This window comes from Burkholderia sp. Bmkn7, assembly GCF_041103175.1.
In the GTDB taxonomy this organism is placed as follows: domain Bacteria; phylum Pseudomonadota; class Gammaproteobacteria; order Burkholderiales; family Burkholderiaceae; genus Burkholderia; species Burkholderia cepacia.
In genome coordinates, this window is the sequence record NZ_JBGCUH010000001.1 from 371,956 (window position 1) to 391,563 (window position 19,608).

Genomic DNA, 19,608 nt, shown 5'->3' on the forward strand with positions numbered 1-19,608 from the left:
TTCCTGTTTATTCTAACAGGTCGCATGCGGATTCGGCATTGAACCGACGCGGCCGATGCGGCGAAAGCCGCTCCACGCCTGGCGATCGGGTCATTTTAGTTCGGTTTGACCGGAGCGGCGGGGCGGTGAATTCGACGATGGGTATACCCGGATGGCGATGGCGATGAATCGAACCTAACATCTCGTAACGTTAGCGCTAACTCTCGGTTGGCGATACCAACAACGATGGAGACGTGGATGCTTTCGATCAAGGTTCGAAGGATCTCGCGCGCCGTGATGGCGCTGCTGGCAGCCTCGGCGCTGTGGGCCGGCGTCGGTCATGCGCAGTCGACGAAAGTCATCGTCGAATGGGATCACCAGACTGAGGGCAATGGGCCCAAAACCGTACGCGCAGCCGCCGACCGGTTCGAGAAACAGAACCCCGGTTACAAGGTCGAGGATTCCCACGTTCTCAACGATTCCTACAAGGCGAAGCTGAAAGTGGCGTTCGGCGCCGGACAGCCGCCCTGCGTGTTCGACACGTGGGGTGGCGGGCCGCTGAGAGAGTATGTGAAGGCGGGCCAGGTCGTGGACCTTACGCCCTATCTGCAGAAGGATCCGGCCTATCGCGATCGCTTCCTGCCGGCGTCGTGGAAGGCCGTCACCTACGACGGCAAGATTTATGGCGTTCCGGCGGAAAACACGGCGGCTGCCGTGATCTTTTACAACAAGGATCTGTTCCGGCAATACAACCTCGCGCCGCCCGCGACCTGGGACGACCTGATGAACGTCGTGAAGGTGCTGACGTCTCACGGGGTCGCGCCGTTCGCGCTGGCCAACAAGAACAAGTGGCCCGGATCGATGTACTACATGTATCTGGTCGACCGGCTCGGCGGCCCGGATGTTGTTCGTCGCGCCGTCGAACGCACGAAGGGCGGCAGTTTCGCGGATCCGGTGTTCGTCGGCGCCGGCAAGTATCTTCAGCAACTCGTCAAGGCCGGCGCATTCGCGCCCGGCTACAACGGGCTCGACTACGACATCGACGCGTCCCGCCGCCTGCTGTATGCCGGCCGGGCCGCGATGGAGCTGATGGGAAGCTGGGAAGCATCGACCATCCAGAAGGAAAATCCCGCGTTCTTCAAGAAGCTCGACTTCTTCCCGTTTCCGAGCATGCCCGGGGGCAAGGGCGACGTTCGCGATCTCGTGGGGACGCTCGGCGACAGTTACCTGAGCGTATCGACGCAGTGTTCAGACCATGACGCGGCGTTCCGTCTGATCAGGACGATGACGGATGACGAATCGATCCGCGCGAAACTGGCCGATGCCCGACTCCCGCCGGTGAAGAATCTGACCATCGCGGACCCGTTACTGAAGCGCGTGCAGGAACTGGTCGCGCAGGCGCCGAACGTTCAGCTCTGGTACGACCAGGAACTATCGCCGCGTCTCGGCGAGCGGCACAAGGAGATTTCGCAGGCACTCCTGGGGCTGTCGGTGACGCCCGAGGCGGCTGCGCAACAGATGGAAGACGCGGCAAAGGCGGAAGCGGGCCGCTAGGCCGGCCGGAATCGAACCAACCGTGAAGGAGGTCAGGGTGGATACAGCGATGATCGCGACGCGCGCGAAAGCGCAGCACGTGTCGCCGCACCGGTTGATCGCGGCGCTGTTGCTGGCGCCGTCGGTCCTGCTGTTGGCCGTGTTCCTGCTCTATCCGCTGGTCGACAGTTTCCGGTTGTCGCTGGTCGACTGGAACGGGCTCGGTAGCGACGCGCGTTTCGTCGGCGTCGCGAACTGGCTGCATCTGGCCCAGGACGACGTGTTCTGGAAGGCGCTCGGCAACAATTTGCTGCTCGCCGCGTTCTCCGTGGTGATCCAGCTGCCTGTCGCGCTCGTGCTCGCGGTGCTGCTCGACAAGGCCGGCAAAGGCTCGCGTCTGCTGAAGATCCTGTATTTCCTGCCGCTGCTGATGTCGAGCGTCGCGATCGGCGTGCTGTTCAAGAACGTCTACGATCCGAACTTTGGCCCGCTGAACGCCGGGTTGCATGCGCTCGGCCTGCATGCGCTCGCGCAGGACTGGCTCGGCGATCCGCGCTTCGCGCTCGCTTCGACGATCGCGGTGATCTGCTGGCAGAACATCCCGTTCTACATGATCCTGTTTCTCGCCGGGCTGTCGTCTTTTCCGGCGGAACTGGGCGAGGCCGCGCGGCTCGACGGCGCGTCGGAATCGACGATCTTCTGGCGCATCAAGCTGCCGCATCTGCAAGGCACGGTACGGACCGCCGCACTGCTCGCGGTACTGGGGTCGCTGCGCTACTTCGACCTGATATACGTGATGACGGGCGGGGGGCCGGAGAATGCGTCCGAGCTGATGGCCACCTACATGTATCGTCGGGTGTTCAGTTCATTCCAGCTCGGCTATGGCAGCACGATCGCTTCGGCGATGTTCATCATCGTGGCGCTGGTGGCTGCAGCCGCGTTGCGCGTCACGCAGCGCTACTCACAAAAGGCCTGACCATGTTCGCTCGTTCAGTCCGGCAGGCGGCCAGCCGGCGGCATCCCGTGATCTTCCTGCTGGCGCTCATCTGGCTCGCGGTGACCACGCTGCCGTTCCTGTTCGTGGTCGTCACCAGTCTCAAGGCGCAGGAAGAGACCTATTCGGCTTCGGTGTGGGCGCTGCCGTCCCGGCTCGACCTGTCGAACTATCTGGACGTGCTGCATGGCGCGTTCTTCATGTACCTGCGCAACAGTCTCTTCGTGGTCGGCCTGTCGGTGATCGTCATCGTGCTGCTCAGCGCGATGGCCGCCTACGCGTTCGCTCGCCTGCAGTTCCGCTTCAACAAGACGTTGTTCGGACTCGTCGTCGCATCGATGATCGTGCCGCTTCACGCGACGCTGGTGCCGATCTACCTGATGATCCGCAACATCGGCCTGTACGACACGTCGCTGGCGCTCGTCGGCCCGTACGTTGCGTTCAGCCTGCCGATCTCGATTTTCATTCTCACTGAGTTCATGAAGCAGATTCCGCACGAACTCGAGGAGGCCGCCTATCTCGACGGATGCGGGCCGCTCAAGATCTTCTGGCGGATCTACTTTCCGTTGTCGATGCCGGGCCTGGCGACGGTGGCCGTCTACAACGCGATCGCCCTCTGGAACGAGTTCATCTTCGCGTACGTGCTGACCTCCACGCCGGAACACCGCACGCTGCCGCTCGCGCTGTGGGATTTCCAGGGGCAGTACGCGTCGAACATTCCCGCGATGCTGTCCGTCGTCACGCTCACGTCGCTTCCGTTGATCGTCGCCTATGCGTTCGGGCAGGAACGGATCATCAAGGGAATGATGGCCGGATCGTTGAAGGGGTAGCGACCGCTCGACCGCCGCCCGGCACGCGTGACGGGATGGCGGGATCCACTTGCTTATTGAGTAAGGCGAATCATGGCAAGCATCAGTCTGAAGAACGTCCAGAAGGCATACGAAGGCAATCCCCCGGTCATTCGGGGTGTCGATCTCGAGATCGGCGCCAACGAGTTTTGCGTGTTCCTCGGTCCGTCCGGATGCGGAAAATCGACGCTGCTGCGGATGATCGCCGGACTGGAAACCATCACGGCCGGCGAACTGCGCATCGACGGTACGCGCGTCAATGACGTGCATCCGTCGAAACGGCGCGTGGCGATGGTGTTCCAGAACTATGCGCTGTATCCGCACATGACCGTCTACGAAAACATGGCTTTCGCGTTGCGGCAGGCGAAGATCGACGCCGCGACGATCGACGGCAAGGTCAGGCAGGCCGCGGCGTCGCTGCAGTTGGAGACGTTGCTCGAGCGGCGGCCGGCGGCGCTGTCGGGCGGGCAGCGCCAGCGTGTCGCGATCGGACGGGCCATCGTGCGCGAGCCCGGCGTATTCCTGTTCGACGAGCCGCTGTCGAATCTCGACGCCGCCCTGCGGGTGCAGACGCGAACGGAGATTGCGCGTCTGCACCGTGAGTACAACCGGGCGAGCGCGATTTACGTCACGCACGACCAGACCGAAGCGATGGCGCTCGCGGACAAGATCGTGCTGTTGCACACCGGCGCCGACATGGAACGCCATGGCAGCGTGGCCCAGGTCGGTGCGCCGCTGGATCTTTACCACCGCCCGAAAAGCCGGTTCGTCGCGGGCTTCATCGGCTCGCCGCGGATGAACTTCCTGCCGGGCCGTATCGTCGCGGCCGATGCAGGCGGGCTCTCGGTCAGCCTGGACGGCGGCGCGCTCGTGCGGGCCGCGGTCGACGCACGCGGCGTGCAGGTCGGGGCCGACGTCACGCTGGGGGTGCGGCCCGAGCACTTCGTCATCGCAGGAGGCGACTCGCGAAGTCAGGCCGTCAACGCGACGACCGGGCTGGTCGAGCGTTTCGGCGAGTGTACCTATCTGCACGCGACCGTCGGCGAAGGCCGTGACGTCGGCGTGATCGCGAAGCTCTCCGGCGATGTCGACATCGGGCGCGGCCGCGCCGTCGCGCTTCATGTGTCGCCCGATGCCTGCCATGTCTTCGATGCCGACGGCGTGGCGTTGCCGCGCCTCGCTGCGGCAAGGCAACAGGATTACGCGCTGCGATCGGCGTGATCGAACGGCATACCCGGTCGGCTTCGCCGATGTGCTTCGATCGCCCCGGGCATGGATTCGACCAGACGGGCGCGGTGCACGCTGTCGCTTGCGTCGCGCACTGAAACGGGTAGCTGGCCCATTCGGGCATCCATTCAATACTTACTTTGGACTCCTATGTCAATCGATCTTGCAGAACAAACGGCGTTGTACCGCAATCCGGAAGCGCCCATTCCCGCGCGCGTGGCCGATTTGCTCGGTCGCATGAACCTGGATGAAAAAATCGCGCAGTTGCATGCCGGCTGGCTGAAGTTGTCGTCGGACGGCAACCATACGTGGCGGCTCGCCGATTTCGCTCAGCGGCAGACGGGGATTACCGTCGATGAACTGCTGAGGCACGGTCTCGGACAGATCACGCGCCCGCTTGGTACGCACTCGGTCGAGGCACGCGAAGGCGTTCGCGCATTGAACGCGCTGCAGCGCAGGATGGTCGAGGATACGCGCCTGGGCATTCCCGTGATGTCGCACGAAGAGTGTCTCGTCGGCCTGATGATCGAAGGCGCGACCCTGTTTCCGGCGCCGCTCAACTATGCAGCGACGTGGAACCCGGAGTTGCTCCATGCAGCCGGGCGTGAAATCGGGCGGCAGGCGCGATCGATCGGCTGCCACCAGGGGCTCGCACCGGTGCTCGACGTATCGCGCGATCCGCGCTGGGGGCGCACCGAAGAGACGCTCGGCGAGGATCCGTATCTGGTCGGTGTGCTGGCCTGTCGTTACGTCGACGGCCTGCAAGGCGAGCGCCGCGACCTGCTGGCGACGCTCAAGCATTTCGCCGGGCACTCGGCCAGCGAAGGCGGGCGCAACCATGCGCCCGTCCATGTCGGCCCGCGCGAATTCAACGATGTCTTCCTGCTGCCGTTCGAAATGGCGGTCAAGCTGGCCAACGCGGGCGCCGTGATGCCGGCCTATCACGACATCGACGGTATCCCGTGTCATGCGGACCCGACGCTGATCGACGGAACGCTGCGCGGAAAATGGGGATTCGACGGGCTGGTCGTGGCCGACTATGCCGGCGTCAATCTGCTGTTCACGCACCATGGCGTCGCCCATGACGAAGCGCAGGCCGCGGCGCTGACATTCAATGCGGGTCTCGACGTCGAACTGCCGGGACACGAGTGCGCACGACACCTGAAGACGGCGATCGAGCGCGGCGACATCGCGATGCCGGTGATCGATGCGGCGGTGTCGCGCGTGCTGACCGAGAAATTCCGTCTCGGGCTGTTCGAGCATCCGTACGCGGATCCGGACGGCGTCGATGTGAACGGCGCCGATGCGGCGGCCGTCGCGGATCAGGTCGCACTCGAATCGATCGTCCTGTTGAAGAACGCCGCGGTGCTGCCGCTCGAAGCCGACGGTGCGCCGCGTGTGGCGATCATCGGACCCACCGCCGACGATCCGCTCGCGCTGCTGTCCGGATACAGCTTCCCGGTGCATCTGATCACGACCGGCGAAGACGCGCGTTCGCCGGTGAAGACGCCGTTGCAGGCGTTCAGGGAGCGCTTCGGCAGCGATCGGGTGCTGTACGCGAAGGGCTGCGAGATATTGCGCGAGCGCCGCGCGGGAACGCCGGTATTCCCGGGCGATGTCGACATGGCGCGCGCGATCGACGCGGATCGGCAGGCGCCCGTCAGCCGCGAAACCGACCAGATCGCCGAGGCCGTGCGGGTGGCGGAAGCCGCGGCGGTCGCGATCGTCTTCGTCGGCGATCTGGCCGGGCTGTTTCAGTCCGGGACCGTCGGCGAGGGATCGGATACGGACAGTCTCGACTTGCCCGGCGTGCAGCAGGCGCTGCTGGACGCCGTCGTCGCGAGCGGGACGCGGACGGTCGTCGTGCAGACCGGCGGGCGTCCGTACAACCTGGGCGGCCTGGAAGATGCCGTGGCCGCGCATATCGTCGCGTTCGCGCCGGGCCAGGGTGGCGCCGACGCGCTCGTGAAGCTGATTTCCGGCGCGGCCGACTTCAGCGGCAGATTGCCGTTGTCGATGCCGAAAAGCGCGGGCGCGGTGCCCTACGTGTACAACCACAAGCTGAAAAGCGCCGGCACGCCGATTGCCTACCATTTCGGCTCGCGTTATCCGTTCGGCTTCGGCCTGAGCTACACAGAATTCCGCTATGGCGCGCTCGACTGGATCGACCAAAGGGCGAGCATTGCTGACGGTGTCCTTGCGTTCTCATTCGAAGTCGAGAACGTCGGGCCGCGCGACGGGACGGAAGTCGTCCAGATCTACGTGCGGGATCGCGTGGCGTCGGTGGTGCGACCGGTGCGGGAACTCAAGGGCTTCCAGCGCGTTTTCGTGCCTGCCGGTACGCGCAGGACGGTGAACGTCCGGCTGCCCGTCGACATGCTCAATTTCACCGACGAGCGAGGCGAGCGGATCGTGGAGCCAGGCGAGTTCGACATCATGGTCGGCAGTTCCAGCCGGGACATTCATCTGGCCGGTTGCGCGACCGTGGTCGGCGAAGCCTCGCGGACGCTCGATCGCCACTGGCGCATGATCTGCGAGGTCACGGCAGGCAGTCCGGTCGCAGCGGGCTGAGTGTCGGTGACGAAGCGAAGGCCGGTCATTCCGGAGTCGGAATGGCCGGCGTCGAGCCCGTGACGGGATCGACAAGCAAGCGGCCAGTTCAAACAGATCCCGGGGGGCGGGGCATTGCGACGCCGACGCATGCCCACGCTCGCACGCTCAATCCGGATCGGCTTTCAGCCCACCCTCGATCCACCGCGCTTCCGACGCGCGAAGATGCGCGCGAATGGCCGTCTGCGCTGCGATCGGATCGCCGGCCTGCAACGCGAGCAGCACGTCCTCGTGCTCGCGCACCGCGGCGGTCCATGTCTGCGGATTCTCCGCATGGCCGCGCATCGCGGCCGCGATCGGGTCGTGGCGGCTGTCGAACAGCTCGCCGACGAAGCGGGTGAGCACCGAGTTGCCGGCGGCTTCCGCGATCAGCATGTGGAACTGCCGGTCCGCTTCGACCGGGGATTTGCCGGCCTCCGCGAGCCGCTTCATGCGCTGCACCGTGCGGCGCAGCCGCTCGAGCATCGCGGCCGTCATCCGCGCGGCGGCCAGCGCGGCGACGCTGCCTTCGACGGCCGCGCGAGCCTGCATCAATTCCGACGGACTGTCGCCGAGCGTGGCCATCGGGCCGACAGCGTCGGCGGCCGTATCGCGCACATACACGCCGGAGCCCATCCGGATCTCGATCTGCCCGCCGATTTCCAGCGCGATCAGCGCCTCGCGAAGCGACGGCCGCGACACGCCGAGCGTCAGCGCCAGCTCGCGCTCGGGCGGCAGCCGCTCGCCGACCGCGAATTCGCCCTGGCGAATCAACGCGACGATCTGGGCCGCGACCGATTGGTAAAGCCGCTTGGGTTCTGTCGATTTCATCCGAGTGATAGGGATCAATGCGCTTCGGGCGCAAGCGCGTGTCGCGGAGTCTATCACGCCGGACGCATCGCCCCGTGTAGCGGCGCGTTTATCCGGATGTCCGGGTTTTCACTATTGGTAAGAACGGATATGAATAATTAAATTGGCTTGACCAAAATGGCTTTGATTGCTGTAATTCATCCAAATTGGACTGACCGGATAGTGTCGAGGTCGATCCATCCCCAGGAGACGCAATGGCAATGCCTCGCAATCTGCCCGGTCAGGCCGCGCAGGACGAACCGGACCGGGAGATCCTGCGCCTGGACGGGATTCGCAAGCGCTTCCCCGGCGTCCTCGCGCTCGACGGGATTCGCCTCGACCTGCGCCGCGGCGAGGTGCATGCGGTGTGCGGCGAGAACGGCGCGGGCAAATCGACGCTGATGAAGATCATCAGCGGCCAGTACCTGCCCGACGACGGCGTCGTTCACTATCGCGGCGCGCCGGTGCGGTTTCATTCGGCCGCCGAAGCGCAAGCGGCCGGCATCTCGATCATTCATCAGGAGCTCAATCTCGTCCCGCACCTGAGCGTGGCGGAGAACCTGTTCCTCGCGCGCGAGCCGCGGCGCGGGCCGTTCGTCGATACGAAACGCATGAACGCGGAGGCGGCGCGCTGCATCGCGCGCATCGGCCTGAACGTCGCGCCGACGACGAAGGTCGGCGTGCTGTCCATCGCGCAGCAGCAGATGGTCGAGATCGCGAAGGCGCTGTCGCACGATGCGCGCGTGCTGATCATGGACGAACCCACGTCGTCGTTGACCGAAACGGAAACGGTGCAGCTGTTTCGCATCATCGAGGAACTGCGCGCCGACGGCGTGGCGATCCTGTATATCTCGCACCGGCTCGACGAAATGGCGCAGATCGTCGATCGCGTGACGGTGCTGCGCGACGGGCGCCACATCTCGACGGACGCTTTCGCCGACGTGAGCATCGACGACATCGTCGCGCGCATGGTCGGACGCACGCTCGACGACGCCTATCCGTCGCGGCAATCGGTGCCGACGGACGAGGTGCTGCTCGACGTGCGGGACCTGCGCCGCGACGGTGTGTTCGGGCCGGTGTCGTTCGCGCTGCGCCGCGGCGAGATCCTCGGTTTCGCGGGCTTGATGGGCGCCGGGCGCACCGAGATCGCCCGCGCGATCTTCGGCGCGGATCGCCCCGACGGCGGCACGATCGCGCTGCACGGCCGGCCCGTGACGATCCGCTCGCCGCGCGAGGCGATCCGGCACGGCATCGCGTATCTGTCGGAGGACCGCAAGAAGGAGGGGCTCGCGCTGCCGATGCCCGTCGCGGCGAACCTCACGCTCGCGAACGTGCGCGGCATCACATCGCGCTTCGGATTCCTGCGCTTCGACGACGAACTCGACGTCGCGCGCCGCTACGTGCAGGACCTCGCGATTCGCACGCCGTCCGTGCACCAGCGCGTGCGCAACCTGTCCGGCGGCAACCAGCAGAAGGTCGTCATCGGCAAATGGCTGTACCGCGGCTCGAAGATCCTGTTCTTCGACGAGCCGACGCGCGGCATCGACGTCGGCGCGAAATTCGCGATCTACGGGCTGATGGACCGGCTCGCCGCCGACGGCGTCGGCGTGGTGCTGATCAGTTCGGAACTGCCCGAACTGCTCGGCATGACCGACCGGATCGCCGTTTTTCACGAAGGTCGATTGACCGCATTTCTCGATACGAAACACACCAGTCAGGAGGAGATCATGCACTACGCGTCGGGGCGTTCCCATGCTTGAAATGACATCCGATCGAAGCCAGGCCGACGAACGGGCGGCGCGACAGCGGCGGCGCGACCTGATCCAGAAGTTCGCGGCGCTGGGCAGTCTCGTCGTGCTCGTGTTCGCGTTCTCGATCTCGAGCGCGGCGTTCTTCTCGGTCGACAACCTGATGACGGTCGGCCTGCAGGTCACGTCGATCGCGTATCTGGGCGTGGCCGCCACCTGCGTGATCATCACGGGCGGCATCGACCTGTCGGTCGGCTCGGTGCTCGCGCTGGCCGGCGTGTGCGCGGCGCTGCTGGTCAAGGCCGGCGTGCCGGTGCCCGCGGCGATGGCGGCCGGCATCCTGGTCGGCGCGCTGTGCGGGCTCGTCAACGGCATCTGCGTGACGCAGATGGGCCTGCCGCCGTTCATCGCGACGCTCGGCATGATGCTCGTCGCGCGCGGCATCGCGCTGCAGATCACCGGCGCGCGGCCGGTATCGGATCTCGGCGATGCGTTCGGCGCGCTCGGCAACGGCGCGCTGCTGCGGATCTCGCGCATCGGCGCGGACGGGTTCCCCGACACGACCTTTCCCGGCATTCCGTATCCGGTCGTGATCATGGTCGTGCTGTTCGTCGTGGTGTCCGTGCTGCTGTCGAGAACGTCGCTCGGCCGCCATATCTATGCGGTCGGGTCGAACGCGGAAGCCGCCCGGCTGTCGGGCGTGAACGTGCAGGGCGTGAAGCTGTTCACCTACGTGCTGTCCGGCGCGCTCGCGGGCGTGACCGGTTGCGTGCTGATGTCGCGGCTCGTCACCGGGCAGCCGAACGAAGGCGTGATGTACGAGCTCGACGCGATCGCCAGTTCGGTCATCGGCGGCACGTCGCTGATGGGCGGCGTCGGCACGATCTCCGGCACGGCGATCGGCGCGTTCGTGATCGGCGTGCTGCGCAACGGCCTGAACATGAACGGCGTGTCGAGCTTCATCCAGCAGATCATCATCGGCGTCGTGATCCTCGGCACGGTGTGGATCGACCAGTTGCGCAATCGCCGGCCCTGACCGGCAGCAAGCAGTCCCTACCAACGAGAAGCGGAGCGAGACATGAACAAATCCATCCTGCTGGCGGCATCGGCGTGCGTGTTCGCGGTGTGCAGCAGCGGCGCGTATGCGGCGGGCGGCGAGATTGCCGTGATCGTCAAGACGGTCAATTCGAACTACTGGCAGAACGTGCAGAAGGGCGCGAAGGCGGCGCTCGACGGCGCCAAGGGTTACACGATGACGTTCCAGGGCCCGGCGGCCGAGTCCGACATCAGCGGGCAGGTCAACATGGTCGACAACGCGGTCACGCGTCACGTGGCGGGCATCGTGCTCGCGCCGTCCGATCCCGATGCGCTCGTGCCCGCGATCAAGAAGGCGTGGGAAGCGCACATTCCCGTCGTGCTGATCGACTCGGCGATCGCGGACGCGGGCAAGCCGTACTACCAGGCGTTCCTGTCGACCGACAACGAGAAGGCGGGCGCGCTGTGCGCGAAAGCGCTGATCGACCGCGTCGGGCAGTCCGGCAAGATCGCGATCATGTCGTACGTGCCGGGCGCGGGCTCCGAGGTCAGCCGCGTCGGCGGGTTCCGCAAGTACATCGAGAGCCATTCGAAGCTGCAGGTCGTCGGCCCGTACTACTCGCAATCGCAAATGGCGACCGCGCTGAACCAGACGACCGACGTGCTGTCGGCGAACCCGGACCTGAAGGGCATCTTCGGCGCGAACGAGCCGACCGCGGTCGGCATGGGCCGTGCGCTGAAGCAGTCGGGCAAGGCGGGCAAGGTGGTGGCGATCGGGTTCGACGGCAACGAGGACCTGCAGGGCTTCGTGCGCGACGGCACCGTGCAGGCGATCGCCGTGCAGGGCTCGTGGCAGATGGGGAACCAGGGCGTGCGCACGGCGCTCGACGTGATCGAGCGCAAGCCCGCGCCGAAGCTGATCGATACCGGCGTCGTGATGGTCGACAAGCAGAACCTCGATTCGCAGGCAGCGAAGAATGTCCTGTACTGATCGCCCGTGCCGCTTGCACGCATCGAGTCGCCACTCATGAACGCAAACGATACGCGCGCCTTGCCGCGCAGCGGGCTGACGGTGTCCGCGCTCGGTCTCGGCTGCTCGCAGCTCGGCGGCCTTTATCGGCCGATGTCGGCGGCCGACGCCGCCGCGCTGGTCGACGCCGCCTGGGCCGCCGGCCTGCGCTACTTCGACACCGCGCCGTATTACGGCTACACGCTGTCCGAGCGGCGCGTGGGCGCGGGGCTCGCCCCGCGCGAGCGCCGTGCGTTCACGCTCAGCACGAAGGTCGGGCGGCTGATGCGCGCCGACGCGAGCGTGCGGCCGGGCGACGACGGCTGGGCGGAGCCGCTGCCGTTCCGGCCCGTGTACGACTACAGCTACGACGGCATCATGCGCTCGCACGACGACAGCCGGCAACGGCTCGGGCTCGCGCGGATCGACATGCTGTACGTGCACGACATCGGCGCGATGACGCACGGCGATCGTCACGCGCACTACTGGGAACAGTTGACGCGCGGCGGCGGGTTTCGCGCGCTGAATGCGCTGCGCTCGGGCGGCGAGATCGGCGCGTTCGGTCTCGGCGTGAACGAATGGGAAGTCGCGGCCGACGCGCTGAACGAAGCGGCGCTCGATGCGGTGCTGCTGGCCGGCCGCTACACGCTGCTCGAACAGACGGCGCTCGAACCGCTGCTCGACGCGTGCGCCCGTGACGGGACGGCGATCGTGATCGGCGGCGTGTTCAATTCCGGCCTGCTCGCCGGCAACGGCAAGTTCAACTATGCGGACGCGAGCGCCGACGTGATCGACAAGGCCACGCGGCTCGGCGCGCTGTGCAACCGCTTCGACGTGCCGCTTCCCGCCGCGGCATTGCAGTTTCCGTTCGGTCATCCAGCCGTCGTATCGTGCGTGGTCGGCGCGCGCAGCGTGGCGCAGTTGAAGCAGAACATCGACTGGTTCGAGCGTCCCGCGCCGGCCGAACTGTGGGATGCGCTGCGCGACGAAGGGTTGATCGCGGCGCACGCGCCGGTTCCGGGAGCCCACGCATGACCATGCGCATCGACGCTCATCAGCACTACTGGCGCATCGACGCGCGGGCCGGCTGCTGGCCGCCGGCCGAACTCGATGCGATTCACCGGGATTTCGGTCCCGCCGATCTGGCGCCGCTGCTCGACGCCGCGCGCATCGACACCACCGTCCTCGTGCAATCGCTGCCGAGCGAAGCCGACACGCGCTTTCTGCTCGATCTCGCGGATGAAACGCCGAGCGTCGGCGCGGTGGTCGGCTGGGTCGACCTGAAGGCCGACGACGCGCCGGCGCGGATCGCGGCGTTTGCGTCCGCGCCGAAGGCGCGCGGCTTGCGACCGATGCTGCAGGATCTGCCCGACGACACGTGGATCGACGATCCGCGGCTGGATCGCGCGGTCGCCGCGATGCTCGAGCACGGGCTGCGTTTCGATGCACTGGTGATGCCGCGCCATCTCGATGCGCTGCATGCATTCGCGCGACGCCATCCGGATCTGCCGATCGTGATCGACCATGGCGCGAAGCCGTTCATCGAGCGCGGCGAATGGCAGCCGTGGCTGTCGGCGATGGGCCGGCTTGCGCGCCTGCCGAACCTTCATTGCAAGCTGTCCGGCCTCTGGACCGAAGCAGGGCCGTCGGCTGGTTCCGACGCCGTGCGCGCGCGCACACGGCCGTATGTCCACGCGCTGGCCGAGCTGTTCGGGCCGACGCGCCTGATGTGGGGCAGCGACTGGCCGGTGCTGCGGCTGGCGTCGGCGTGCGGCGGCTACGGCGAATGGCTGGCCGCGTGCGAGGACGATTGCGCGCGGTTGCTCGGCGCCGCGGCGCTGGACGGCCTCTTCGGCGGCAACGCGCACCGCTTCTACCGGATCGACACCGCACGCCACGACGAATGAACCAGAACGAAAGGAACCCGACATGCTCAGCGTGATTTGCGAATCCCCCGGCGTGCTGCGCGTACAGCAGCGCGAACTGCCCGTGCGCGGCAGCGGCGAAGTACTGTTGCGCGTGCAACGGGTCGGCATTTGCGGCACCGACCTGCATATCTTCACCGGCAACCAGCCGTACCTCGACTATCCGCGCGTGATGGGCCATGAGCTTTCGGCGGTCGTCGTCGAGGCGGAACCCGAGTCGGGGCTCGGCGCCGGCGACGCGGTGTACGTGATGCCGTATCTGTCGTGCGGGCACTGCATCGCCTGTCGGCACGGCAACACGAATTGCTGCGTGAACATCAAGGTGCTCGGCGTGCATCGCGACGGCGCGCTCGCCGAATACCTGAGCGTGCCCGCGCAGTTCGTGCACAAGGCCGACGGCATTTCGCTCGACCAGGCGGCGATGCTGGAATTTCTCGCGATCGGCGCGCATGCGGTGCGGCGTGCGGACGTCCGCGCCGGGCAGCGGGCGCTGGTCGTCGGCGCCGGGCCGATCGGCATGGCCGCGATGATCTTCGCGAAGCTGCGTGGCGCCGATGTCACATGCCTCGACACGCGGGCGGATCGACTGGCGTTTTGCCGGCAACATCTGACGGTCGATGCGACCGTGGAGGTGGGCGCGGATGACGCGGCGCGTCTCGCGGCGTTGACGAGCGGCGAGTATTTCGATGCGGTGTTCGACGCCACAGGCAACCTCGATGCGATGAATCGCGGTTTCGAATTCGTCGCGCATGGCGGCAAATACACGTTGATCTCGATCGTGCGCGGGCACGTCGCCTTTTCGGATCCCGAATTCCACAAGCGGGAAACCACGCTGCTCGCGAGCCGCAATGCGACGGCCGAGGATTTCGCGACGGTGCTCGACGCGATGCGCGGGGGGCGTATTCCGGACCGCGCGCTGAACACGCACCGGATGCGGCTCGAAGAGGTGCCGGATGCGCTGCCGCGTTTGCTCGATGCGGGGCAGACCGTCGTGAAGGCGCTCGTCGAATGCTGATCGATCGCATCCGGCACGCGGGGCGCATGCGATGACGCCGCCGATCCTGCAGTTCGGCACGAGCCGCTTCCTGCTCGCGCACGTCGACCTGTTCGTCTCGCAGGCGCTGGACGACGGCAATGCGATGGGCGGCATCGGCATCGTGCAGACGACCGGCAATCCGGCCAGCCGCGCCCGCATCGACGCGCTGCGCGCCACCGGTCGCTATCCGGTGCGGATTCGCGGGCGCGACCGCGGCGGCGTGGTCGACGAAGTCGTCGAGTGCCGCGCCGTGCAGCGCGCGTGGGACGCCGAGCACGACTGGGCGGAGATACGCGGCGCCGCGATCGAGACCGTACGCGTCATCGTGTCGAACACCGGCGACGCAGGGTATCGCGCCGATCCACGCGACACCGTGGACCTGCTGGCCCAGCCGAAGCGCGCACCGCACGGCTTTCCGGCGAAGCTGCTGGCGCTGCTGCATGCGCGCTGGCAGGTGCGGCCCGATGACGGCGTCTCCATCCTGCCTTGCGAACTGGTGACGAACAACGGCGACACGCTGCGCGACATCGTGCTGGACCTCGCGCGCCGGTGGCGGCTGCCCGACGCGTTCGCGGACTATCTGGGCAACCGCTGCGTATGGGTCAACTCGCTCGTCGACCGCATCGTGTCCGAGCCGCTCCATCCGGTCGGCGCGATCGCCGAGCCCTACGCGCTGTGGGCGATCGAGCGGCGTGCCGGCATGGCGCTGCCGTGCACGCATGCTCAGATCGTCGTCACCGACGATTTGCGCAGCCACGAGCGCCTGAAGCTGTTCTTCCTCAATCTCGGGCACAGCTGGCTCGCGGAGCAGTGGCTCGCGACGGGGCGCGACGCATCGGAAACGGTGCTGGACGCGATGAACGATGCGCGGTTGCGCGACGGTCTCGAAGCCGTGTGGCGCGATGAAGTCGCGCCGGTATTCGTGGCGCTGGGCTTGCGCGAAACGGCCGAACACTACGTCGACAGCGTGCGCGAGCGCTTTCTCAATCCGTTTCTCGCGCATCGCATCGCCGATATCGCGGTCAACCATCGCGAGAAGGTCGCGCGACGGATCGAGCCGCTGCTCGCGCTCGCCGATTCGCTGGCGCTGGCGGCCGAACAACCGCGGTTGCGGCAGCTCGTCGCCCGCTACGAACCGGTGGCCGCAACGACAGGGAGAAGACCATCGTGAAGCAACCGACCATCGTGATCCTTCACGGCAACGACAACGTCGCCGTCGCACTCGATGCGCTGGCGCCGGACGTGCCGATCGACGTGCACGGCGCGCCGCTGCGGCCGGCGGCCGCGATACCGGCCGGCCACAAGATCGCTATCACGCCGATCGCACGCGGCGACGCGATCGTCAAATGCGGGCAGCCGATCGGCGTCGCGCTGCGGGACATCGCCGCGGGCGAGCACGTGCACGTGCATAACGTCGGGATGCCCGAGCGGCATGCGCACGACGACGGGCCGGCGGGCGACACGCACGACGTTCCGGCCGATCGCCGCGATACCTTCGACGGATTCGTGCGTCCCGACGGCAGCGTGGGGACCCGCAACTACGTTGGCGTGATCGCGAGCGTCAACTGTTCGGCGAGTGTCTGTCATGCGATCGCCGATGCATACCGGCACGGCGCGCTCGACGCGTTCGGCCATGTCGACGGCGTCGTCGCGATCACCCATCAGAGCGGCTGCGGGATGTCGGCGACCGGCGACGGCATCGAACTGCTGCGGCGCACGCTCGTCGGCTATGCGCGGAACCCGAATTTCGCCGGCGTGCTGCTCGTCGGCCTCGGTTGCGAGGTCAACCAGGTCGGCGCGCTCGCGCAACGGCTCGACGCGGCAGCACCTGGCACCGTGCGCACGCTGGTGATCCAGGACGAAGGCGGCGTGCGCGACACCGTGGCCAAAGGCGTGTCGATCGTGCGCGAGTTGCTGGAGGCGGCCGACGGCGCGCGTCGCAGCGCCGTGCCGGCCTCGCGGCTGACGGTCGGCCTGCAATGCGGCGGCTCCGACGGCTACTCGGGCATCACCGCGAATCCGGCGCTCGGCGCGGCCGTCGATCTGCTGGTCCGCAACGGCGGCACCGCGATTCTGTCCGAGACGCCCGAGATCTACGGCGCCGAGCATCTGCTGATCGCGCGGGCGGCGTCGCGCGACGTGGCCGAGCGTCTGCTCGGCAGGTTGCAGTGGTGGGAGCGTTACGTCGCCGACAACGGCGGCGAAATGAACAACAACCCGTCGCCCGGCAACCTCGCCGGCGGCATCACGACGATTCTCGAGAAATCGCTCGGCGCGGTGTCGAAGGGCGGCCGCTCGCCGTTGCGCGCGGTCTACGACTATGCGGAGCCGGTGCGGCAAGCGGGGCTCGTGTTCATGGATACGCCCGGTTACGACCCGGTGTCGGCCACCGGGCAGATCGCCGGCGGCGCGAATCTCGTGTGCTTCACGACGGGCCGCGGTTCGGTCTTCGGCTCGAAGCCGGTGCCGACGATCAAGATCGCGACGACGACCGGCCTGTACGAGCGGATGCAATCGGACATGGATTTCGACAGCGGCGGGATCGTCGCCGGTTCGCTCTCGGTCGGCGAAGCGGGCGAGCGGCTGTTCCGGCTGATGCTCGACGTTGCCTCCGGACGACGATCGCGCAGCGAGGACAACGGCATCGGCGAACGCGAGTTCGTGCCGTGGCTGCGCGGCGCGGTCATGTGACGCGAAAGGCGACGTGCGACCGCGTGCGCAATCGGACAGCGAAGGAGAAGCCGCGATGGAAACCCCCATGAGCGAGCCGGCGATCGGCGAAATCGGTCAGGATGGCTCACTGTCTGAACTGGAGAAGGGCTTGCTCGGCGAGGCGCTGCGCTTGCTCGCCGAGACGCGCGCACGGGCGCTGGAACTCCGTGTCGAGGTGAGCCGACGGCAGGGCGGCGGGCGCCGACCTACGCGCCGGTCATGCGCGCGTCGAGCCGGAACAACGAGACGGCCTCGGCAAGCCGGTTTCCCTGTTCCTCGAGCGACTTCGAGGCGGCGGCCGCCTGCTCGACGAGCGCCGCATTCTGCTGGGTGACCTCGTCCATTTGCGTAATGGCGAGATTGACCTGCTCGATGCCGCGGCTCTGTTCGCTCGACGCCGCGGCGATCTCGCCCATGATGTCGGTCACGCGCGAGATCGCATGCGTGACCTCGCTCATCGTATCGCCCGCGTTGTTCGCGATATGCGAGCCGTCCTCGATTTTCCGGACCGATTGCGAGATCAGCTCGCGAATTTCCTTCGCGGCGCTCGACGAACGCTGCGCAAGACTTCTGACTTCGCTTGCCACCACCGCGAAGCCGCGGCCCTGTTCGCCGGCGCGGGCAGCCTCCACGGCCGCGTTGAGCGCGAGGATGTTGGTCTGGAACGCGATCCCTTCGATGATCCCCGTGATCTCGGCGATCTTGGCGGAGCTTGCGCTGATGTCGGTCATCGTGTCGACCATCAGGCCGACCGCCGAGCTGCCGCGCTGTGCGACCTCCGATGCGTTGTTGGCCAGGCCGCTCGCCTGTTGCGCATTGTCGGCGTTCAGGCGCACGGTGGAGGTCAGTTGCTCCATGCTCGACGCGGTTTCCTGCAACGACGCGGCCTGCTGTTCGGTGCGGGACGACAGGTCCTGGTTGCCGGACGCGATTTCGCCGGCGCCGGTCGCGACGTTGCCCGATGCGGTACGGACTTCCGAGATCAGGCGGATCAGGTTCGCCTGCATGTCGCGCATCGAAGCCAGTACGCTGCCGGCCGGCGCGGCGCCGGTCGTGGCTTCGGCGCCGAGATTGCCGGCGGCGATATGGCCGGCGATATCGCTGAGCACGGCAGGCTCCGTGCCCAGCGAGCGCAGCAGGCCGCGGGTGATGAAGAGGCCCGAGAGCGCGGCCGCGGCGGCGGCGCCGATGCAGATCGCGATCAGCATCAGGCGTCGCGAGGTATAACGGTCGTCCGATTCCTTCACCAGCTGAGCGGCCCGCGCGCGCGAGTACGTCGCATACGTGTCGGTGGCCGCGACAAGCTGGGCCAGCAGCGGTCGGCACTGTTCGTTGATCATCGTGATCGCCTGATCGCGCCGGTTGTTCGCCGCCGCGTCGACGATGGCGCGCGCCACGGGGCCGTACTGCGCCTCGACCGCCCCGATTTGCCGAACCAGTTCGCGCGCCTTGTCGGATGCGCCGCTGCCCTCGCGGACCGCATTCGTCAGTTCGCCCATCAGCGCGCCGACTTCGCGGTCGGCCTGCAGCGCCGCTTCCTTCTCGATGTCCGCGTCGCGCGGGCTGGCCGCGAGAACCTGGTTGCGGGCGGCGATCGCGCGCCGGTCGACCGCGAAGCGAATCTTGTCGGCCAGGTTCGCGCGGGCGTTGGTGCCGTTGACATAGTCGTCGAATGCCGCGTTCGCGTTGCCGAGCGAGACGACGCCGACGACGGAGACGAGCACGACCGTGCACGTAAGCAGTCCGAAAGCCATGATCAGCTTCGTGCGAACGGTTAATCGTCGATCGTTCATGGGAGGAATCCGGTTGTGGTTATCAAATAGATTTCCTGATTAACGGAACGGTGAAGGAACAGTTTAGGGCCGGCGCTGCGGGGCAATCGTTTGCGGGTTGCCTGTCGTCAAAATAAATCCGACTGCGATCCGCATTCGTCACGCCGAGCCGGAGAACGGCGCCGTTTTCGCCCGCCGCAACGGGTTTCCGCGTTCGCGCTTCGCGCGATAGCGCCGCCGTGTCGCTCTCCGCATGCACGTGCCGGCCGTGGTCCTCCCGGCATCGCACAACTTCCCGCCTCCGGTGCCGTTAAACGGATCAGGGTCGCCTTCTTCAGCGATCCCATTTCAA

The 19,608-nt window shown here is 66.8% G+C and carries 15 protein-coding genes; 13 read left to right on the top strand and 2 right to left on the bottom strand.

Annotated features, from left to right (window positions below; genetic code table 11):
• Positions 1-237 precede the first annotated feature (237 nt).
• From AB3K92_RS01630 to AB3K92_RS01650, 5 genes are all read left to right on the top strand, one after another.
• Positions 238-1,533: an extracellular solute-binding protein gene (locus AB3K92_RS01630; protein WP_369464363.1), complete on the top strand. Its 1,296-nt coding sequence runs from the start codon at positions 238-240 to the stop codon at positions 1,531-1,533.
• A 37-nt stretch (positions 1,534-1,570) separates the two neighbouring features.
• The gene (locus tag AB3K92_RS01635; RefSeq protein WP_301853477.1) at positions 1,571-2,488 is read left to right on the top strand and encodes a carbohydrate ABC transporter permease; all 918 of its coding nucleotides are present in this window, start codon (positions 1,571-1,573) and stop codon (positions 2,486-2,488) included.
• Between the two features lie 2 nt (positions 2,489-2,490).
• On the top strand, positions 2,491-3,336 hold the full coding sequence (locus tag AB3K92_RS01640; protein ID WP_301853476.1) for a carbohydrate ABC transporter permease: 846 nt from the start codon (positions 2,491-2,493) through the stop codon (positions 3,334-3,336).
• A 72-nt stretch (positions 3,337-3,408) separates the two neighbouring features.
• Positions 3,409-4,575: an ABC transporter ATP-binding protein gene (locus tag AB3K92_RS01645; protein WP_059492909.1), complete on the top strand. Its 1,167-nt coding sequence runs from the start codon at positions 3,409-3,411 to the stop codon at positions 4,573-4,575.
• A gap of 243 nt (positions 4,576-4,818) precedes the next feature.
• Positions 4,819-7,152, top strand: a complete 2,334-nt coding sequence (locus AB3K92_RS01650; protein WP_301853474.1) for a glycoside hydrolase family 3 N-terminal domain-containing protein — start codon at positions 4,819-4,821, stop codon at positions 7,150-7,152.
• A 147-nt stretch (positions 7,153-7,299) separates the two neighbouring features.
• Here the strand turns inward: AB3K92_RS01650 and AB3K92_RS01655 are convergent, their stop codons facing one another.
• Positions 7,300-8,001, bottom strand: a complete 702-nt coding sequence (locus tag AB3K92_RS01655) for a FadR/GntR family transcriptional regulator (protein ID WP_059492907.1) — start codon at positions 7,999-8,001, stop codon at positions 7,300-7,302.
• 233 nt (positions 8,002-8,234) lie between these two features.
• Between AB3K92_RS01655 and AB3K92_RS01660 the strand changes: the two genes are divergently transcribed.
• From AB3K92_RS01660 to AB3K92_RS01695, 8 genes are read left to right on the top strand one after another with little or no spacing between them, the layout of a single operon-like run.
• A complete protein-coding gene (locus AB3K92_RS01660; protein ID WP_301853473.1) occupies positions 8,235-9,779 on the top strand; it encodes a sugar ABC transporter ATP-binding protein in 1,545 nt (514 codons plus the stop codon).
• Positions 9,772-10,803: an ABC transporter permease gene (locus tag AB3K92_RS01665; protein ID WP_011549867.1), complete on the top strand. Its 1,032-nt coding sequence runs from the start codon at positions 9,772-9,774 to the stop codon at positions 10,801-10,803. Before AB3K92_RS01660 ends, AB3K92_RS01665 begins: the two co-directional genes overlap by 8 nt.
• A 42-nt stretch (positions 10,804-10,845) precedes the next feature.
• The gene (locus AB3K92_RS01670) at positions 10,846-11,793 is read left to right on the top strand and encodes an ABC transporter substrate-binding protein (RefSeq protein ID WP_011549866.1); all 948 of its coding nucleotides are present in this window, start codon (positions 10,846-10,848) and stop codon (positions 11,791-11,793) included.
• A gap of 36 nt (positions 11,794-11,829) precedes the next feature.
• Positions 11,830-12,846, top strand: a complete 1,017-nt coding sequence (locus AB3K92_RS01675; RefSeq protein ID WP_301853472.1) for an aldo/keto reductase — start codon at positions 11,830-11,832, stop codon at positions 12,844-12,846.
• Positions 12,843-13,718, top strand: coding sequence for an amidohydrolase (locus AB3K92_RS01680; RefSeq protein ID WP_301853471.1), 876 nt, complete (start codon positions 12,843-12,845; stop codon positions 13,716-13,718). Before AB3K92_RS01675 ends, AB3K92_RS01680 begins: the two co-directional genes overlap by 4 nt.
• A 22-nt stretch (positions 13,719-13,740) precedes the next feature.
• Positions 13,741-14,751, top strand: a complete 1,011-nt coding sequence (locus AB3K92_RS01685; protein ID WP_301853470.1) for a zinc-binding alcohol dehydrogenase family protein — start codon at positions 13,741-13,743, stop codon at positions 14,749-14,751.
• 31 nt (positions 14,752-14,782) lie between these two features.
• A complete protein-coding gene (locus AB3K92_RS01690) occupies positions 14,783-15,943 on the top strand; it encodes a mannitol dehydrogenase family protein (RefSeq protein ID WP_301853468.1) in 1,161 nt (386 codons plus the stop codon).
• On the top strand, positions 15,940-17,463 hold the full coding sequence (locus AB3K92_RS01695; protein ID WP_059492902.1) for a UxaA family hydrolase: 1,524 nt from the start codon (positions 15,940-15,942) through the stop codon (positions 17,461-17,463). The genes AB3K92_RS01690 and AB3K92_RS01695 overlap by 4 nt, the downstream gene beginning before the upstream one ends.
• A 227-nt stretch (positions 17,464-17,690) precedes the next feature.
• Here the strand turns inward: AB3K92_RS01695 and AB3K92_RS01700 are convergent, their stop codons facing one another.
• Positions 17,691-19,277, bottom strand: a complete 1,587-nt coding sequence (locus AB3K92_RS01700) for a methyl-accepting chemotaxis protein (RefSeq protein WP_301853467.1) — start codon at positions 19,275-19,277, stop codon at positions 17,691-17,693.
• Positions 19,278-19,608: the final 331 nt, after the last annotated feature.